Genomic DNA, 19,039 nt, shown 5'->3' with positions numbered 1-19,039 from the left:
CACACTCAAAGGGCTGACACCAAATTGCATACCACGAGGCTGGCCCCGTCAACTCCATGGAACCGACGGGGCCCCGGCACCAGATGGTGTCGGGGCCCGTGTGGTCGACCACATGGGTCAGAACTCAGTCATCCTTGCCGTCATGCTTGAACAGCGAGGCGATGAGGTCGCGGTTGAGCTGGCTGATGGACTCCAGCGGGATGCCCTTCGGGCACACCGAGGCGCACTCACCAATGTTGGTGCAGCCACCAAATCCCTCGGCGTCGTTCTGGGCAGCCATGGCCTTGACACGACGCATCCGCTCCGGCTGTCCCTGCGGAAGCATGGCAAGGTGGGTGATCTTCGCCGAGGTGAACAACATCGAGGAGCCGTTCGGGCAGGCAGCCACACAAGCACCACAGCCGATGCAGGTAGCGGCATCGAAGGAGCGGTCAGAGCGCTTCTTGTTGACCTGGACAGCATGGGCATCCGGGGCAGCACCGGTGTTCACGGAGATGTAGCCGCCAGCCTGGATGACGCGGTCGAGGGCCGAGCGGTCCACGATGAGGTCCCGCAGGATCGGGAAGGCACCGGACTTCCAGGGCTCAATCGTGATGGTCGAGCCATCAGCGAAGGAGCGCATGTGCAGCTGACAGGTGGTGGTACGCACCGGCTGGGCGACGCCCATGCCACCGTGCGGCACGCCGTTGATGACGACGCCACACTGGCCACAGATGCCCTCGCGGCAGTCCGAGTCGAAGGCCACGGGCTCCTCACCTTGAGCGGTGAGGTTCTCGTTGAGCATGTCCAGCATCTCGAGGAAGGACATGTCACCGGAGACACCGTCCAGGGTGTACTCGACGAGACGGCCCTGATCCTGGGTGTTGCGCTGGCGCCAGATTCGCAGGTTGATCTTCACTTGTAGCTCCTCTGCTTGACCTGGATGGACTTGTAGACCAGCGGCTCCTTGTGCAGGGTCGGCTTGTGGCCCTCACCGGTCCACTCCCAGGCAGCGACGTACTGGTACTGATCGTCGTGACGCAGGGCCTCGCCCTCCTCGGTCTGAGACTCGGCGCGGAAGTGACCGCCACAGGACTCGCGACGATGCAGAGCATCGATGCACATCAGCTCACCGAGCTCCAGGAAGTCAACGAGACGTCCGGCACGCTCGAGGGTCTGGTTGAGCTCCTCGTTGACGCCGGTGACCTTGACGTTGGTCCAGAACTCGTTGCGCAGGTTGCGGATGAGACCGATGGCCTTGACGAGGCCGGCCTCGTTGCGCTCCATGCCGCAGTACTCCCACATGATGTGGCCGAGTTCCTTGTGGATCGAGTCGACGGTGCGGGTTCCGTTGATCGTCAAGAGCTTGTTGATGCGGCTCTCGACGGCCTGACGGGCCTCGACGGCGGCCGGGTGCTTCTCGTCCACCTTGCCGAACTTCGGGGAGTCGGCCAGGTAGTCGGTGATGGTGTTGGGCAGCACCCAGTAACCATCAGCCAGACCCTGCATCAGGGCCGAAGCACCGAGTCGGTTGGCACCGTGATCGGAGAAGTTGGCCTCGCCACAGACGAACAGGCCCGGGATGGTCGACTGCAGGTCGTAGTCGACCCACAGGCCACCCATGGTGTAGTGCACAGCGGGGTAGATCCGCATCGGAACCTCGTACGGGTTCTCATCGGTGATCCGCTGATACATGTCGAAGAGGTTGCCGTACTTCTTCTCGACAGCATCCTTGCCCATGCGCTCAATGGCCTCGGAGAAGTCGAGGTAGACACCACGGGAGCGCATGTGCTCGGTGCCGTCGGCATCGACCTCACGGACCTTCGGGCCAACGCCGCGACCCTCGTCACAGCGGTACTTGGCCTGACGGGAGGCGATGTCACGAGGAACCAGGTTGCCGAAGGACGGGTAGATGCGCTCCAAGTAGTAGTCGCGATCTTCTTCGGGGATGTCACGCGGATCCTTCTCGCAGTCCTCGGCGCGCTTCGGCACCCAGATACGACCGTCGTTGCGCAGCGACTCCGACATCAGGGTCAGCTTCGACTGGTTCTCGCCGTGCACCGGGATGCAGGTCGGGTGGATCTGCGTGTAGCACGGGTTGCCGAAGTAGGCACCCTTGCGATGGGCACGCCACGAGGCGGTGACGTTGCAGCCCATGGCGTTTGTCGACAGGAAGAAGACGTTGCCGTAACCACCGGTGGCCAGGACGACAGCGTCGCCGAACCACTCCTCGATCTTGCCGGTGACCATGTCACGGGTCACGATGCCGCGGGCACGACCATCGGCAACGATGAGCTCGACCATCTCGTGACGGGTGTGCATGTGGACGGTTCCGGCATGGACCTGACGCTCGAGGGCCTGGTAGGCGCCGATCAGCAGCTGCTGACCCGTCTGTCCACGAGCGTAGAAGGTGCGCTGCACCTGGACGCCACCGAAGGAACGGTTGTCGAGCAGGCCACCGTACTCACGGGCGAACGGAACACCCTGGGCGACGCACTGGTCGATGATGTTCGCGCTGACCGCGGCCAGACGGTAGACGTTCGTCTCGCGGGAGCGGTAGTCGCCGCCCTTCACGGTGTCGTAGAACAGGCGGTAGATGGAGTCACCGTCGTTCTTGTAGTTCTTCGCAGCGTTGATGCCACCCTGGGCAGCGATGGAATGGGCACGACGCGGAGAGTCCTGGTAACAGAAGTTCTCGACGCGGTAACCAGCCTCACCAAGGGTGGCAGCAGCGGAGCCACCGGCCAGGCCGGTGCCGACGATGATGACGGTCATCTTGCGGCGGTTGGCCGGGTTGACCAGACGAGAGGTGAACTGACGATCAGTCCAGATCTTCTCGATCGGAAGGTCGTGGTTGGCCTTCGTGTCATGAATCTCGTCGCCGGTCGTCCAGTACTGGTCGGCCAGAGCGGCGTTGTTGTTCGACGTAGCTGTTGCAGTCATCAGGAGATCACCCCGAACAGGATCAGGAAGGGAGGAACCATGAAGCCCACGAGGATCACGATGGCGACGATCCAGGAGCACACGCGCAGCACAGCGCGAGCGGTACCAGAGACGTTGACACCGAGGGTCGCGAAGGCGCTCCAGAAACCATGGGAAACGTGCATGCACACCGCGATGATGGCGATGAGGTAGATGAGCACGAACCACCAGTGACTGAAGGCTGTGAGCACCATGCCTGCACGCCCAGCCGCGTCGGTCGGCGGGTTGTTGAACAGATCAGGGCTGATGGTGAACTGCAGCAGGTGAAGGATGAGGAACGCGAAGATGATCCAACCGCCCCAGTACATCGTGCGGGCCGCGTAGGTGTTCTCCGGGGAGAGGTTCTTCTTCACGGAGTAACGACCAGCGCCACCAGTACCGATGCGACGCTGCTTGGTGACGCGGATCGCCGACCAAATGTGCAGCACAATCGCCAGCAACATGAAGATTCGGAAGATCCACAGGAACGACTCACCCGGAAGGATCGGGTTAAGAATCGTACGGAGGTAGCTGGCGTAGTCGTTGAACTCCTCGTTGCTACCGAGCAACTTCAAGTTGCCGAACATGTGCATGAGCAGGAAGAGGACCAAGATGATGCCGGTGACGGCCATGAGGGCCTTCGCCGCGACAGTTGATCGCACTGCTCTCTGATGAGTAGTAAGTGTTGTAGTCGCCACGGAGCAAAGACTATCCAATCAACAGCCCCTTTGCCTCACGGCCCCCAGTGTTTTCAAAATCTCCTTACAACTGCGCTATGACTACGTGTTTTAGTCAATATTAACGCAACATTTTTGGTTCGAATTTAGGGTATTGGCGACTTCGAATACGTTGTCTCCCTGAGTCTTAATCAGTCAAGTCCGGACGACGATCACGAGTGAGCAACAACGACTCCTCTCGTCTCCATTCGGCGATACGACCGTGGTGCCCACTCATGAGGACCTCAGGGACATCCATCCCTCGCCATGACACTGGTCGAGTGAACAGCGGGTACTCCAACAGTCGTTCCTGGCCCGGCGAGAACGACTCCTCCGCGAGGGACTCCGGGTTACCCATGAATCCGGGAATCAGACGGACGACAGCTTCGGTGATGGCCAGGGCAGCGACCTCTCCCCCGTTGAGGACGTAGTCGCCCAGACTCAGTTCATGGACGGTCCACATGGTTCGCGCGTAGTCGATGACCCGGTGATCGATGCCCTCGTAGCGTCCGCAACAGAAGACGACCCGCTCAACCGTCGACAGCTCCTGGGCAGCGGACTGTGTGAACGGAATTCCGGAGGGAGTCGGGAAGATCACGTGGACCGACGGATCGGGTTCAATACCAATGATCCCGTCGAAGGCCTCGCCCCAGGGATCAGGCTTCATGACCATGCCGGCGCCACCGCCGCACGGGGTGTCATCGACAGTGCGATGACGATCGTGGGTCCAGTCGCGCAGGTCATGGGCGTGGACCTCGACCAAACCATTGTCGACAGCCTTTCCCAACAGGGAGATGTCGAGAACGTCGAAGTATCCGGGGAAGATCGACAGGTAGTCCAGCCTCATCGTTACCTCGCCTCCTCGGCATCGTCGTCAAGAAGTCCAGGGATACTGGCGACAACGATCTGACCGGCAGCGACGTCAGCGGTGGGAACGAGCTGGCGAACGAACGGCACCAGATGTTCGTCGCCGTCGACATCGATGGCGAGCACATCCTGGGCCGGCAGGTGGAGAATGTCCTTGACGGTTCCCCGTGCCTGACCGGACTCGTCAACCACTGCTAGTCCCCGCAACTGACGGTCCCAGAACTCTTCTGGATCAGCTGGCTCCTCATCGGCCTCGACGTCAGCCACCAACACCGAACCTCGCAGCTCCTCGGCGCCATTCCGATCGGCGACCTCCTTGAAGGCGACGATCAGGCTGCCCTTGGCCCATCGTGATCTGGCAACTGTCAACTCCCGCCGCGTGCCTTCGATGCAAACTGTCGCACCAACGTCGAACCTCTCGTCGGGCTCGTCGGTACGAACCTCGACGACGACGTCTCCCCGCAGACCATGGGCACGTCCCACCCGACCGACGACAACTTCCACTGTTGCCTGCTGTTCCACTGTGACTCCTGAAGCTCATGGGTACTGCCGCGTCTGCGGCTGGACAAAAGTGTCGAACACGACAAATGGGCCGCAGCCCCACCTAAGCGGGACCACGGCCCATATTGCCAATTGACTGGCGTATCAGAGAATTGGCGGCTCAGTGACGACGGCCACGGTGCTCGGAACAGCGTCCCGAACCACGGCGATCGACGTCGACGAAGTCGATCCTGATCTGCTCATCACCGGCCAGGGCATCGATGACCGTGCGCAGCGAGGAGGCCGTACGGCCCTGACGACCGATGACCTTGCCGATGTCGGAGGGGTTGACACGCACCTCGAGCATCCGGCCGCGTCGCAGGTCCTTCTCCCGAACCCGGACATCGTCGGGATTGGCGACGATGCCGGAAACGAGGTGTTCCAGGGCGTCAGCGAGCACGATCAGGCCTCAGCCTTCTCGTCGGACTTCTCCTCGGCGGCCGACTCAGCAGCATCCTCGGCAGCGGGCTCCTCAGCCTTCTTAGTGATGGCCTCGCGCGGGGCCTCATCAGCCTCGGCCAGAGCGGCGTTGAACAGGTCATCCTTGTTGGAACGCTCAGCCTGCGGGGTCACACCAGACGCCGAGGTGTCACCGGTGAACTTCTGCCAGTCACCGGTGCGCTTGAGCAGGGCGACGACGGCCTCGGTCGGCTGGGCGCCGACGCCGAGCCAGTACTGGACGCGCTCGGAGTCGATCTCGATGACCGAGGGGTCGTTCTTCGGGTGGTACTGGCCGATCTCCTCGATGGCACGACCGTCGCGCTTGGTGCGCGAATCCATGACGACGACACGGTAGTGCGGGGTGCGGATCTTGCCGAGACGCTTCAGACGAATCTTGGTAGCCACGTGTGTGGTATCTCCTGTAGTGAGACGCCCGGGATCAAACCCGGGAAGTTACGGGTGAGCGCGGATTGCGATGTGGGGACACCGTAACCGAACTCGGATGGAACCGTCCGCCGGCTAGAGAGGGCACCGAACGGACAGAAGCTCTCGGTATTGTGCCACATCCAGAGCGTCGACGCGAGTCCGAGCCCCTCCTCCGGCTACCCGTCACCGAATGACGACTCGCCCCCTCAGCAGGATGTGCATGGGAGACTCCAGGACTCTGACGTCCACCCTCGGGTCGCGATCGAGGACGAGAAGGTCGGCGGAGTCCCCAATCCCCAGTTGCTCGCCGCCCAACCAGGCCCGAGCTCGCCAGGATGCTGCCCCCAATGCCATCTCCGCTCCTCCAACTGCGGCCAACAACCGCACCTCCGAGGCGATCAGACCGTGTTCGATGGTGCCGCCGGCGTCAGTACCTGCGTAGATCGGAACCCCGGCATCGACGGCCTTGCCGATGGTTTCCATCCGGTGAGCATGCAGATGACGCATGTGGGCTGCGTAGGTAGGGAACTTGGCGTCGGCCTGGGCTGCGATGGACGGGAAGGTCTCGATGTTGACCAGGGTCGGAACGAGTCCGACCCCGCGCTCAGCCATGGTGGCGATGGTCTCGTCAGTCAGGCCGGTGCCGTGCTCGATGCAGTCGATGCCTGCGTCGACGAGCTGGGCCGGAGCCTCCTCGGAGAAGCAGTGGGCCGTGACACGGGCACCGAGCTCATGAGCACGATCGATTGCTTCCTTCGCGATGTCAGCCGGCCACAGCGGCGCCAGGTCCCCCTCAGCACGGTCGATCCAGTCACCGACGAGCTTGACCCAGCCGTCACCTGTGCGAGCCTGACGATCCACCTCGGCGACGAGGTCTTCCGGGTCGACCTCGGCTGCGTAGTTGCGGATGTAGCGCTTGGGACGAGCGATGTGACGTCCGGCGCGGATGACTCGAGGCAGGTCGTCGCGATCATCAATCCAATGGGTGTCACTCGGGGACCCAGCGTCGCGAATGAGGAGGGTGCCGGTCCTCGTCTCGGTGCGAGCCTGTTCCTCAGCCGTCTCCTTGTCGACGGCACCATGGCCGTCCAGCCCGATGTGGTTGTGAGCGTCAACCAAGCCCGGGATGATCCAACAACCGTCGGCGAGGGTGCGAGCACCTGGCAGTGGACCCTCGACAAGAACGCCGTCGTGCACCCATAGCTCACGCTCCTCCACGTCGGGCAGGACAACTCCCCGGATCCGAAGATCCTCGGCAGGAGCAGTCTGGGCCTCAGGAGCTACGTGAGTGTGCGTCCACCCGTCATGGGTATGAGTGTGGAACAGCGGCTGGGTGTCTTCATCCATGCCCTCATCGTGGCACGAGGCCGCGGAAGACGAAACGTCAAACCCACGACCTCGTGAGGCATTGCCAACGTCAGATCAGCGCGGACCCTTGTTGGTCTGGTCGAACATCTGCTGCATCGACGGCGGCATCTTGAACTCGCTCATCGCCTTCTGCAGATCTTCCTGGCTCGGCTGCTGCTGACCGGGAACACCGAATGCCTCGCCGCTGTTGTGATGCGGCTTCTCGGCTGCCTGACGGGCCTGGGCCGCGCGCTTCGCTGGGTTACCAGAACCCTTGCGGTTCTTCTGCTTCTTCTTGGACTGCTTGGAGCCGCGTTTGGCCATCGACCCCATCATGCGGCCAGCGCCCGGACCCATCATCTGGCCCATCTGGCTCATCATCTTGCGGGCATCGACGAAGCGGTTGACGAGGTTGTTGACGTCGCGGACCTCGACGCCGGAGCCCTTCGCGATACGGGCGCGACGCGAACCGTTGAGGACCGAGACGTCGGCACGCTCTGCCGGGGTCATGGCACAAATGATGGCCTCGATACGGTCGATCTCCCGCTCGTCAATGTTCTCGATCTGATCCTTCATCTGACCGACGCCAGGCAACATGCCCATGATCTTGGACATCGGCCCCATACGACGCATCTGGCGCATGAGTCCGAGGAAGTCGTCGAGGCCGAATTCCCCCTTGCCGGCCATGAGTTTGGCCGCAGCGGCTTGAGACTGTTCCTGGTCGAAGGCCTTCTCAGCCTGCTCGATGAGGGTGAGCATGTCTCCCATGTCGAGGATGCGTGAGGCCATCCGGTCGGGATGGAAGACGTCGAAGTCCTTGAGCCCCTCACCGGAGGAGGCGAACATGATCGGCTTGCCGACGACCCGGGCGATGGACAGGGCGGCACCGCCACGGGCGTCGCCGTCGAGCTTGGTGAGGACGACCCCGTCGAAGCCGACCCCTTCCTGGAAGGCCACCGCGGTGTTGACCGCGTCCTGACCGATCATGGCGTCGACGACGAACAGCGTCTCGTCAGGGTTGGTGGCCGCCTTGATGCCGGCAGCCTGGGCCATCATCTCGGCATCGACACCCAAGCGTCCGGCGGTGTCGATGATGACGACGTCATAGAGCTTGCGTTGGGCCTCGACGACGGCGTCACGAGCCACCTGGATGGGATCGCCGACACCGTTGCCGGGCTCAGGAGCGAAGACATGCACACCAGCCCGCTCACCGACGACCTGCAACTGGGTGACCGCGTTGGGACGCTGCAGGTCACAGGCGGCCAGCAGCGGCGAGTGCCCCTCTTCCTTGAACCACCGAGCAAGCTTGCCCGCCAGGGTCGTCTTACCGGCACCCTGAAGTCCAGCGAGCATGACGACGGTGGGTGGGGTCTTCGCGAACCGGACGGTGCGGGTCTGGCCGCCAAGGATCTCGACGAGCTCCTCATTGACGATCTTGACGATCTGCTGAGTAGGGTTGAGCGCCTTCGACAATTCCTCATCGTGACAGCGTTCCTTGACTGCCGCAACGAATTCCTTGACGACCTTCAGGTTGACGTCGGCCTCGAGGAGGGCGATGCGGATCTGGCGAGTCGTGGCGTCGATGTCGGCATCGGTGAGACGCCCCTTGCCACGCAGTCCTTTGAAAGTGGATGCGAGGCGGTCCTGGAGAGTGTCGAACACGGTTGTCCTTCAGCGCGCTAGTTCCTTACCGGGACAGTTTACCGTCCCGGTCTGACATGATGATTCAGAGCGAGGTCACAGACCAAACTGGCCCAGCCATTCCAGACACTGCTGGACGTAGGGCATGTACACGGTGTTGCGGTGCCCCCCTCCGTGCAGCACGATGAAGGTGAACTGCTGGTGGCCCTTGGCGAGTCGATGGAACTGTCCACCGTCAGGTCCAACCTGGCCGTCAATGATCGCGGGTTCTCGCCCCGGACCCCAACTCTGCACGTCGCTGCGATTGAGAACAGACAGGAATCGCACGCTGCGGTCGACCTTCTTCTCCTTCACCCTACGCACCACTGAGTTATCGTCAATTAGCGGCTGAGTGACGCTGCTGAGAATCGCCCCTTCGAAAGTGGGGTGATAGTACCCACCGATTCCGAATCCAGCATTGAAAGTCTTCGGGTACTTAGTGGTGAGGTTAGCCGAGCAGTATCCGCCGGAGCTCCACCCACTGATGAAACGGGATCCCCGCTCGTGACCCACACGGTAATGCGACTCGATTTGGGGCATGACGGTCTTCATGATCCACGACTCGTGGTAGACCGGGCCGACGTCAACGCACTCGCTGTCAATGTCATTACGAATTCGACCGGGCAGGAAGACGATGACGAACGGATTGATTTTCTGTCTCTTGACCAATTCCCGAGCGGGTGTGATGAGGTCCATGGAGACGTTGCCATGGTCACCAGTGTCGTTGACTCCCCCGTTGTAATACAGCACCGGAAAACGGGTGCCCTGCTCCGACTTCTCGAAGTACTGCGGTGGCAACCACACCGGGACGTGAGAGTACTGAGGGTCCGTGCCAGGCATCGTCAACCCCACCAGCTGCCCGTTGGGATGCGGATTGTCCTTGCTGACAGGGATGTCCTTGACCTTGGTACGGCGGATCGGGACAAGATCGTGGACCGGACCTGCCGGCTCGGCCTCGCCGAGCAGGTCTGACCAACTGGTGAAGAACCCGTATTCACGATTGATGTGGAGGAAAGACCCCACGATCAACAGCGCCTGGGCCACCAGGATCACCACGAAATGACCCAGCCCACGCAAGGCTTTGCGCCACCAACTGCCCGTGCCCCGCACAGCATGCCATGTGGCGAAGGCCAGCGGTAGCGCGACGGCCGCGATGAGGACAACAGCGCACAGCTCAGGGCTGAGAATACTGACCATCATGCGGCAACAGACGACAACAACGCACCGGTCACCAGAGGATTCCTCGTCAATGGCCAGCAGGCTCATCGCCCATGAGACCGGTGACGAAGTCCTCTGCATCAAAGGGGGCCAGGTCGTCAGGGCCCTCGCCTAGTCCGATGAGCTTGACCGGAACGCCCAGCTCGCGCTGCACCTGTACGACGATGCCGCCCTTAGCAGAGCCATCGAGCTTGGACAGCACGATGCCGGAGACGTCGACGACCTCGGAGAAGATACGAGCCTGGGTGAGACCGTTCTGGCCGGTGGTCGCATCGAGAACGAGTAGGACCTCGCTGACGGGGGCGAGCTTCTCGATGACGCGCTTGACCTTGCCCAGCTCGTCCATGAGACCGGCCTTGGTGTGAAGACGGCCAGCAGTGTCGACGAGCACGACGTCAACGCCTTCGTCGATACCGGCCTGAACAGCTTCGTAGGCGACCGAGGCGGGATCAGCCCCTTCGTCCTTGCGAACGGTGCGCACGCCGACGCGCTCCCCCCAGGTTTCCAGTTGCTCCCCAGCTGCGGCGCGGAAGGTGTCTGCGGCACCGAGGAGGACCGTCTTGCCCTCTGCGACCAGGACGCGGGCCAATTTGCCGCAGGTCGTCGTCTTGCCCGTGCCATTGACTCCGACCATGAGGACGACTGCCGGCTTACCCTCCGCATGATCGAGGTTGATGGACCGATCCATGTCTGGTCCGACAAATTCGACCAGCTCGTGGTGCAAGATCCCGCGGGCCCGGGCCGGGTCGGAGACGCCGTCAATCGCCAGTTCCGAGCGCAGCTTCTCGACCAGTTCCGTGGTCGGGCCCACGCCAAGATCAGAGGTGATGAGGGTGGTTTCGAAGTCATCCCAGGTGTCGTCGTCGAGCTTGTCGGCGCTCAGGAGCTCTGCCAGACCACGGGCCAAGGCGTTGTTGCTGTTGGCCAGACGGCGACGGAGTCGTGCCATCCGCGAGCCCGCAGCCTCCGGAGTCTCAACCCTGGGTTCGGACGGTGCCTCAGGCTCGGTCGCAGGAGCAGGGGCCGCGGTCGCACCAGCCTCAGGCTTCTCCTCACCAGTGGCCTCGGGTTCCTTGGTCGGGGTCGGCTCAACCTCCGCAGGCTTGGAACCCTCGCGAAGCGCCTTACGCCGTGAGATCCCAGCGGTGACGGCGGCAACCACCGTCACGAGGACGAGGATGCCGAGAATGATCCAAATCAGGTAAGTCAGGTCCACGTCCGCCGATACTAGCCGCTCACATCACGGCACCAAGGATTCGCAACGCCTCAACGGCGTCGGACACCACTGAGATCCTCCCCGACCCGGGTGGCAGCATGACGCCAGAAACTCGCATCGGGATCGTCACCAGGATGGCGCAACCCAAACATCACCACGGCACAGACGCCCAGCGCGACTGCCAGGATAAGAATCATCGCGATGATGAAAACGACCATCCGAGCACGACCTTTCCGTCAACGGGGTACCGAAAATTCAGGGTACCTGATGCGAGGCGTCTCTCAGACGTGCTCACGCACCTCGGACGAGTCGTCCGCGTCAAGATTCTCCGGAGAAACAGCGGGACCCACCATGGGAACCTCACCAGAGTGCTTGACTGCGCGGAACGTCCACAACTTGTTGACGACGAAATTGATGGGCATGGTCACGATGATGGCGAAGATCTGCGACCAGTACTCACGAGAGTGGAATCCCTTGCTCTCGTGGAACCACGGCTCGGGGAGGTAGATCGGGGAGGTTGGATTGGTGAACAGAATCTTGATGAACATGCCGATGATCGCTGCCACGGACCCCACGGCGAAGAAGGGCCAGAACTCACGCCACCAGCCGCGGCGGCGCTCCCGCTTGAAGGTCCAGGATCGGTTGAGCTGGAAGTTCGTGACGTTTGCCACCACAAAACCCACCAACCAGACGAGGCTGGTGAAACGGAAGTTCCATCGTGTACCCGCCAAGTTAAACAGGATGTCCTGGGCATGCTCGGTGCCACCATTCAACTTGTTCATGATGATGGCAACGACGATATTGACCACGAATCCGGAGCCACCCACGATTCCGAATTTCAAGAACTCGATGAAGTGACGCTTCTTGATGCGTCGTCTCGCAGGTACAGATGGGTCAATGATCACCCGCGACATGATATGCCCGACAAGGAGGGGCCAAGAAATGGGTGTGCCCATCAGCAACACCCGAAAGCGAAGACAACACGTGCGATTGTGGAGGCTTGATCCTGACAGGCCTGACCGACGAAGTCACTGAGCGCGGCTACTGCTTTGGCCGTACGAGGATCACATCCGATCCAGCGCCATGAAGGCCACTCACCGTAACCTCTGAACAGCTCGATTACGAGATGGAGCACCTTCGTGCCAAGGTCACCGCCAGATCACCGGCGTGGCCTCCCCACCTCGACGCGCCGCGACCTCGCCCAGTGTTCGTCGTCGTACCAAGACCTGTCGAGGTCTGGGAACGGACATGACCGGGTCACCGACGCGAGCGCTGACACCGGGAGCACCGGTGCGACGACCTGTTCGCGAAGGACTCCCGAACGATGACGGTGCCGCAACATCGACACTCCTTGCCCTGGCTTCCGTACACGTCAAGGGTCCGATCGAAGTAACCCGACTTCACGACTTTGTGACGCTGAGGTCGTCGACGCGTACTGATCTGTGCCGGACATCATCGGAATCCAGCGTTGTCACGATTCAGAAGTCAGTAGCCTCTGAATCGTGACGACAAGAGGGATGTCGATACGATCCTGCGATCGAAGCGAGTTGGAGCCAGTACTGAATGCCCTCGAACTGAGCGACCGACAATTGCTGGGAAAGTACATCGATCTGGGCTTTGAGAAAGAGTACAACGTCTACCTCGCCGCAGGAAACCCGCGGCTAGCGGTCAAACTCGACGATGGCCAAGGCGTCGTCTACGAGCGATGGCTTGACGGGCAGCCCGATCTGCCTGTGCCTCAGTTGCTCGGAACCGCGGTTGTAGACGGCCACACGTGGCATGCGTTCGAGGAGCGAGGCGGCGAGGATCTCCAGTGTCTGCGCAGGGAAACTGCAACCGCCGCAGGGAAGGGTTTGGCACGCCTCCATGCACGGTTTTGGTCAGAGTCCCCGCCACGAACGTCAACGGAACCAGAGCCGAGAAATTCGCTCTGGTCGCAAAACATCTCCCCTCGCTGTCCTTAGCCCTCACCGAACGGGCTGATCGCGCGGCGAGCGCACCATCGACGTTGTGCGAGAACGATCTGCTTCCGATGAATGTGCTCTGGGATGGGCATGACGCCACAATCATCGATTTCGGTCATGCTGACATCAGCCCGTACTTCGGCGATCCCGCACGATTCGTTGCTTTTGGCAAGCCTGAAGGTGGCTACTACGTTCAGACGACAGACGCTCGCGAAGAGTTTCTCACCCAATACTTCGAGATCATCCGCTCTATGCCGGGAACAACTCTCGACCGAGCGCGCTTCGACCGAGACATTGCGCTCGGCGAAATCGCCGAGTTGTCCCTCGTCCTCGCTACACACATCCGGCGAACGACGAAACTCGCTGATGTTGCCTCGCAGCCAGAGTTTGAACGCGTCCTGCAACTTGCCCACACCCTCGGGTAGAACACGGTCGCCCCGCGCTCACCGAGGTCAACGCAACTGCTGGCATCTCGGGCAGCGGAACGAGCTGCGATTCATGAAGTGCTCCCGCACCATCGGCGTCCCGCAACGCTTGCACGGGAGCCCCTCCCGTCCGTAAGCATCCAGCGAGCGGTCGAAGTACCCCGACTACATGACTTTCTCACGCTCACATGCCGTAGAGTTCCGGACATGACCGTTGCTGCTGCCTACCTGCGTGTCTCGAAGTCCGACGACACTGATGACGAGTCCCTCACGCTGGAGACCCAGCGCCGCAGGATCAAGGCCCTCTGCGAGGCCCGCGGCTGGATGTATGGCCCCGAATACATCGACGAGGGCGTATCGGCCACGAAGGGCCGCGGCGGTAACACTGACTGGGCAAGACTCCTCGGCGACGTCGGCAAGGGCAAGTTCGACGTGATCGTCGCCCGCGACCTCGATCGCCTCTTGCGCACACTCCAGGACCTGGTCAAGTTGATCGACCTCGGTGCGAAGGTGGCGACGGTCGACGGCGAGATCGACCTCACCACGGCCGACGGCGAGTTCCGAGCGACGATGCTGGCAGCCGTCGCGCGCTTCGAGATCCGACGTAAGTCCGAGCGCGCCATCGGCGCGAACGAGACGCGGCGCCGCAAGGGCCTGCCGGTGACACGAGTCAAGATCCTCGGCTACGACGAGGACGGCGTCACACAGATCGACGACGAGGCCGAGGCTGTCAAGAAGGCCTTCGTCGACTACCTGGCAGGCGTCACGCTGGCCCAGGTCTGCCGGGACCTGAACGCCAAGGGCTTCACGTCTAGTCGGGGCGTGCCGTGGGGCAATGCGAACATCCGGTCACTGCTCACGAACGCCCGGTACAAGGGTGTGATCACGAAGTGGGAGCCCGATCCCGACAGGCGCAAGATCAGCGGGCCACTGACAGAGGAGACCTACCGGGGGACGTGGGAGCCCATCGTGTCGGCTGACGTCTTCGATGCCGTTCAGGCGAAGCTGCGCGATCCGTCGCGCCGTCGCAACTGGGGCACCGAGCCACGGCATCTCATGTCGGGCCTCCTGCTCTGCGGCGCGTGCGGCGACGGTACGCACATGTACCACTCGACCTTCTACCCCAAGGCACGGATGAAGAAGTCGGGCGAGGTTACCAAGGCGGACCCGGTCCGGATCTACAAGTGTCTCAAGGGCAACCACCTCAGCCGCAAGGCCCAGCCGATCGACGACCTGGTGGAGCGCATTGTGCTGCGTCGGCTCCAGGAACCCGACGCCGCGAACATGTTCACTCTGGGCGACGACGGCCTGGCGCGCGAGGAGCTCCGGGTCGAGCGGGTGGCCCTCCAAACGCGCTACGAGGCGCTGGCGGGTCTCGTGGCCGACGGTGTCCTGCCGGCCGATCAGGTCCGGCAGGAGGCGCCACGCCTCATCGGACGGATCAACGAGATCGACGCCCTGCTGTCGCCAGGGCCACAGAGCGTGGGGCAGGTCCTCGTCGAGGCCGATGACATCCACGCCACGTGGGCCAGCCTGGACATGCAGCACAAGCGAGTCGTCATCAGGAAGATCCTGACGCTGACAGTGCTGCCGGGGCGACGCTCCAAGAAGGTGGAGCACCTCCCCCGCCAGGTCGACGACCCCGACATCAAGATCGAGATGCTGATGTAGTTGAATGCGGCAAAGTTCGGCTATAATGGGTAGCAGCCCCCGGGGTCCAGACAAGCATCGTCGCGAGACGAGGTGAAAGCTGGCGTGATTGAGCCCCCGATAGGAGCCGGTGAACAAGGCCGAATGACAGGCAGGGTACCGGAGGATCTCACATGAGGTTTTCCGATCATGAATGCAACGCCTGTTGCCTCTGTCGTCCACGACGATCCGTACACCGAAGATTTGGCCGCCGCCTCTGAGCGCACGACCTACGACAAGGACTACCTGCGCAAGCTCGCCCGCTCGGGCAAGTTGCACGGGGTCCAGAAGAAGAACCGCCGCTGGCACTTCCGGCCCGAGGACCTCGACGCCTTGGTGGCGCCGAAGGTCGTGACTGCGGAGAGTGAGCAGGAGCGGCTGCTGGAAGAGTTCATCCGCATGGCTCCCCGGTTCTCCCCCGCGCGCAAGGCGCGCATCGCCGCCGCGCTGGCTGGCTCCTCGGCCGAGGAGGTGGCATAGATCATGAGTGCAAACGAAAGCCGCCCGACGGCGAATCGGGCGGCCAACGAAGAGATCTCTGATGCCCCTAGTCTGGACACCTCTGAGTTTACCAGCCCTGAGGCGCCGTCGGAAGCGGATGTCGAACACGTGTTCGATCGCGAGGACCTGGCCGCAGAGCTGCGCGCCACCGGTGCGAAGCACGATGAGCACGCTTGGGTCGCCATGGAGTTCGCCGCCGACAACCTCGGCAAGCTCATCCACGTGGGCGAGGCGGGCTGGTACGCCTGGGACGGTCGCCGGTGGGCTCCCGACGTCAAGGACAAGAAGGCCACGCGTGCGGTGCTGAAGACGGTGCGGCGACTCGCGCCGGACGCCCTCGGCGACAAGGCGATGCTCCGCACGCTGCAGGGCGTGCAGAAGGCCAGCGGCCTCAAGAGCGTGCTGACGATCGCTGCGGCCATGCCCGGAATCGCCGTGGGCATCGACGAGCTCGACGCCGACCCGTACTCGCTCAACTGCGCCAACGGCATCCTCGACCTGCGCACCTTCGAGCTGCGGCCGCACGATCCGGCGGAGTACCACACGAAGGTCACCCGCGCCGCCTACGACCCCATGGCCACCTCGTCCGTGTGGCAGAAGTACCTGGACACGTCGCTGCCCGACGTCGACGTGCGCGAGTTCCTCATGCGCTACCTGGGCCATGCCCTGGTCGGCGAGGTGCTGGAGCACAAGCTGGTCTTCGCCACCGGAGCGGGCCGCAATGGCAAGGGTGTGCTCTACGAGTGCGTCATGGACGCGATGGGCGACTATGCCACCACCGGCGCCGAGGGCCTGCTGGAGCGGGCGAAGTCCAATGCCAACGGGCCGAGCCCTTCGCTGGCCGATCTGCGCGGCGTGCGTCTGGCTGTGCTGTCGGAGACCGAGGAGGGAGCACGGTTCGCACCGGCGCTGATGAAGCGCCTCACCGGCGGCGATCCGATCAAGGCGAGGTTCCTCAACCAGAACTTCTTCGAGTTCACGCCGAGCCACACACTTCTTTACGTGTCGAACTACCTGCCGAAGCTTCCGCCGGACGATCCGGCAGTCTGGGAGCGAGCCCTGGTGGCTCAGTTCGACGTGGTGATCCCCAAGGAGGATCGCGACCCTCAGCTGAAGCAGAAGATCCAGGCCAACCCCGAGGCAGTGCTGGCTCTGCTCGTAGCGGGCCTGCAGCAGTACTGGGAGCGAGGCCTCGACGAGCCGCAGGCTGTGCTGGTGGCGACGACACAGTACGCACAGTCCCAAGACGACGTGCGCCGGTTCGTCGATGAGGAGTGCGAGGAGGTCGGCAGCGGCGGCGACACCACCGCTGAGCTGCACAGCCGGTATGAGGCGTGGGCGCAGGCTGAGGGCGTGCACCCCGACCAGATGCTCGGGCGCAAGAAGTTCGGTGAGGGACTCGACCGTCTCGGCTACGGCTCGGTCAAGGCTGCGCGGGGCATGATCCGCAAGGGTCTCGTCTGGTGCGATCCGCGAAACCGGCTCACTCCGCAGAAGGCCCAACAACTCGCTAACAGCGTGACGCCGCTACCGACGGCGGCAGCGTCGAAGGCACCGATCGCGCCGATCGAGTACCACGGCTGACGCTTCCAACTCACCGATATGGGCCGGACCATATCGCTCTGACTAGGGATTTTACGCAGAATGTGCAGTTTGTGCAGTTTAGGTCCATAACATCCTCACGCGCGCGCGATTCAGGAGACTTTAGGTTCAAAACTGCACAAACTGCACTCCAGCCCTCCGATACCCCTCCCCTGGCGTGACCTTGAGGGATGGGGAGTGGGATACGGGGAGGTCGACTGGCCGGGCTGCGCCCGGCCGTCGACTCCCGGCCTTGGCCGGGCTTCGCCCGGCGCGGTGCACAGTCAGGGTGGGGCGCATGGGTTGATGAGGAAGACCCGCTACCCACCGCAGCTCTCCCCCACCAGCCCCTCGGCTCCCCCCCATCCCTGTGCTCCTGCCGGGCGGGGCGTAGGCCGGAGGGCCCGCAGGGCCCGACGGGCAAGCCGCCCCGGCCGCCAGGCCGGGCTGCGCGTCCCGGCGTCCGCGTCTGGCCCGGACCTGGCGGCGGCGGCACGGCCTCTCCATCTGCCCATGTCCATCGGAGGGCGAACGGGACTCGGCGATATGATCCCGTCCTACGTAAGCCAACCTCGTTGAACCATGGAGCAACTCATGCCGGACTCTCCCCGAATCACCCTTCCTGTCGACACGCAGGGAGTGGTGTACTTCGTGGACGAGGCGGGCAGCAAGGGGACTTCCGGCGACTTCTTCGTCACGGCCGCAGTCCGCACTTCTGATCCCGACCAGGTATCCCGGACGGTCAAGGCGATCCGAGACAAGCACCGGTTCACCAAGGCAGAGGAACTGAAGTTCAAGAACGTCACGAAGCACTCCGAGCCCATCCTCGCTGAGGTGTTCCGAGAGGTGGTGGCGTGCGGCTGCACCTTCGGCGCCTTCGTCCTCGACAAGCGGCACTTCGATCCCTGGAGCAGCCGGCCCCAGTGGCAAGGGCACCTATTCGCCACGGATCGGTTACTTCGTGGACTGGTAACCCGGAGAGAGGCGGCCGTGGCACTTCTTGACCACATCGACGTGCCGCAGGGGGTTTCGTATGGCGACAATTTGATGTCCCAGATGAACACGCGATTCGGGAACAAGCGGCTCGTGGCCGCAGTGAGCTTAGACTCCCGGACCTGTGCGGGGCTGCAGGTAGCAGATCTCTTGGCCAGCTCTATCTTCTACGCCCGAAAGAAAACAGAGGAACTCGGCCTTGAGGGGTTCTTGTCATCGCAGACACCCAAGGCCCTCCTGGCGCGGGAGATCGCAACGGCCGTCGGGTCGAGCCACTTCGCCGACTGCAACACTGACCTGCTCCACATCCAGACCAGTCATGAGAGGTCATTGCGGGAGATCCGTGCGGCGTGTACTATTGAGCCAGATGCCGAGGCCATAGCCGCAGGCTAACAGCTAGCATCCACTGGGCCGGGTCTCAGACCCATCACCCAGTCTGAACGCGGATCCCATACCGCCACATGTTCCATACTTACCGCACCGCCCCATGGCACC

19 protein-coding genes and 1 pseudogene are annotated in these 19,039 nt (G+C 62.7%); 5 read left to right on the top strand and 15 right to left on the bottom strand.

The window, feature by feature from the left end:
- Positions 1-124: 124 nt before the first annotated feature.
- From ACP8LP_RS04915 to ACP8LP_RS04850, 14 genes are all read right to left on the bottom strand, one after another.
- Positions 125-898 carry a succinate dehydrogenase/fumarate reductase iron-sulfur subunit gene (locus ACP8LP_RS04915; RefSeq protein ID WP_004808573.1) on the bottom strand — a complete coding sequence of 258 codons (774 nt, stop codon included), beginning with the start codon at positions 896-898 and terminating at the stop codon, positions 125-127.
- Positions 895-2,922: a fumarate reductase/succinate dehydrogenase flavoprotein subunit gene (locus ACP8LP_RS04910; protein WP_004808575.1), complete on the bottom strand. Its 2,028-nt coding sequence runs from the start codon at positions 2,920-2,922 to the stop codon at positions 895-897. Before ACP8LP_RS04910 ends, ACP8LP_RS04915 begins: the two co-directional genes overlap by 4 nt.
- Positions 2,922-3,602, bottom strand: coding sequence for a succinate dehydrogenase cytochrome b subunit (locus ACP8LP_RS04905; protein ID WP_081302734.1), 681 nt, complete (start codon positions 3,600-3,602; stop codon positions 2,922-2,924). Before ACP8LP_RS04905 ends, ACP8LP_RS04910 begins: the two co-directional genes overlap by 1 nt.
- A gap of 202 nt (positions 3,603-3,804) precedes the next feature.
- Complete coding sequence (trmD, locus tag ACP8LP_RS04900) at positions 3,805-4,503, bottom strand: tRNA (guanosine(37)-N1)-methyltransferase TrmD (RefSeq protein ID WP_016665666.1); 699 nt, start codon at positions 4,501-4,503, stop codon at positions 3,805-3,807.
- Between the two features lie 2 nt (positions 4,504-4,505).
- On the bottom strand, positions 4,506-5,045 hold the full coding sequence (gene rimM / locus ACP8LP_RS04895; RefSeq protein WP_334353519.1) for a ribosome maturation factor RimM: 540 nt from the start codon (positions 5,043-5,045) through the stop codon (positions 4,506-4,508).
- A gap of 139 nt (positions 5,046-5,184) precedes the next feature.
- Complete coding sequence (locus ACP8LP_RS04890) at positions 5,185-5,463, bottom strand: RNA-binding protein (RefSeq protein WP_334353518.1); 279 nt, start codon at positions 5,461-5,463, stop codon at positions 5,185-5,187.
- Positions 5,464-5,465: 2 nt separating this feature from the next.
- Positions 5,466-5,909 (bottom strand): 30S ribosomal protein S16, encoded by a 444-nt coding sequence (gene rpsP / locus ACP8LP_RS04885; RefSeq protein WP_016665668.1) that lies wholly within the window; start codon positions 5,907-5,909, stop codon positions 5,466-5,468.
- A 204-nt stretch (positions 5,910-6,113) separates the two neighbouring features.
- Positions 6,114-7,277, bottom strand: coding sequence for an amidohydrolase family protein (locus ACP8LP_RS04880; protein WP_016665669.1), 1,164 nt, complete (start codon positions 7,275-7,277; stop codon positions 6,114-6,116).
- A gap of 75 nt (positions 7,278-7,352) precedes the next feature.
- Positions 7,353-8,939 (bottom strand): signal recognition particle protein, encoded by a 1,587-nt coding sequence (ffh, locus tag ACP8LP_RS04875; protein ID WP_334353516.1) that lies wholly within the window; start codon positions 8,937-8,939, stop codon positions 7,353-7,355.
- Positions 8,940-9,014: 75 nt separating this feature from the next.
- Complete coding sequence (locus ACP8LP_RS04870) at positions 9,015-10,157, bottom strand: alpha/beta hydrolase (protein ID WP_279186526.1); 1,143 nt, start codon at positions 10,155-10,157, stop codon at positions 9,015-9,017.
- A 46-nt stretch (positions 10,158-10,203) separates the two neighbouring features.
- Positions 10,204-11,391, bottom strand: coding sequence for a signal recognition particle-docking protein FtsY (gene ftsY, locus ACP8LP_RS04865; protein WP_016665672.1), 1,188 nt, complete (start codon positions 11,389-11,391; stop codon positions 10,204-10,206).
- Positions 11,392-11,441: 50 nt separating this feature from the next.
- Positions 11,442-11,609 (bottom strand): hypothetical protein, encoded by a 168-nt coding sequence (locus ACP8LP_RS04860; protein ID WP_016665673.1) that lies wholly within the window; start codon positions 11,607-11,609, stop codon positions 11,442-11,444.
- 63 nt (positions 11,610-11,672) lie between these two features.
- Positions 11,673-12,305 (bottom strand): GtrA family protein, encoded by a 633-nt coding sequence (locus ACP8LP_RS04855; protein ID WP_016665674.1) that lies wholly within the window; start codon positions 12,303-12,305, stop codon positions 11,673-11,675.
- 343 nt (positions 12,306-12,648) lie between these two features.
- On the bottom strand, positions 12,649-12,762 hold the full coding sequence (locus ACP8LP_RS04850; RefSeq protein ID WP_147612099.1) for a zinc finger domain-containing protein: 114 nt from the start codon (positions 12,760-12,762) through the stop codon (positions 12,649-12,651).
- Between the two features lie 442 nt (positions 12,763-13,204).
- Here ACP8LP_RS04850 and ACP8LP_RS04845 point away from each other — a divergent pair, with 442 nt between their 5' ends.
- A complete protein-coding gene (locus tag ACP8LP_RS04845; RefSeq protein ID WP_016665675.1) occupies positions 13,205-13,780 on the top strand; it encodes a phosphotransferase in 576 nt (191 codons plus the stop codon).
- Between the two features lie 27 nt (positions 13,781-13,807).
- Here ACP8LP_RS04845 and ACP8LP_RS04840 read toward each other — a convergent pair.
- A pseudogene (locus ACP8LP_RS04840) lies at positions 13,808-13,945 on the bottom strand (zinc finger domain-containing protein); the annotation flags it as partial.
- 42 nt (positions 13,946-13,987) lie between these two features.
- On the opposite strand from ACP8LP_RS04840, the gene ACP8LP_RS04835 reads away from it, so the two are divergent.
- From ACP8LP_RS04835 to ACP8LP_RS04820, 4 genes are all read left to right on the top strand, one after another.
- A complete protein-coding gene (locus ACP8LP_RS04835; RefSeq protein ID WP_016665676.1) occupies positions 13,988-15,451 on the top strand; it encodes a recombinase family protein in 1,464 nt (487 codons plus the stop codon).
- 168 nt (positions 15,452-15,619) lie between these two features.
- The gene (locus tag ACP8LP_RS04830; RefSeq protein ID WP_016665677.1) at positions 15,620-15,949 is read left to right on the top strand and encodes a hypothetical protein; all 330 of its coding nucleotides are present in this window, start codon (positions 15,620-15,622) and stop codon (positions 15,947-15,949) included.
- 3 nt (positions 15,950-15,952) lie between these two features.
- The gene (locus ACP8LP_RS04825) at positions 15,953-17,554 is read left to right on the top strand and encodes a DNA primase family protein (protein ID WP_016665678.1); all 1,602 of its coding nucleotides are present in this window, start codon (positions 15,953-15,955) and stop codon (positions 17,552-17,554) included.
- Between the two features lie 579 nt (positions 17,555-18,133).
- Positions 18,134-18,937 (top strand): DUF3800 domain-containing protein, encoded by an 804-nt coding sequence (locus ACP8LP_RS04820; protein WP_147612060.1) that lies wholly within the window; start codon positions 18,134-18,136, stop codon positions 18,935-18,937.
- Positions 18,938-19,039 lie beyond the last annotated feature (102 nt).

The sequence above is a fragment of the Cutibacterium sp. LaCa_89 genome, assembly GCF_058177555.1.
Note: the sequence above shows the minus strand (reverse complement) of the source record. Positions and strands in the feature narration are given on the sequence as shown.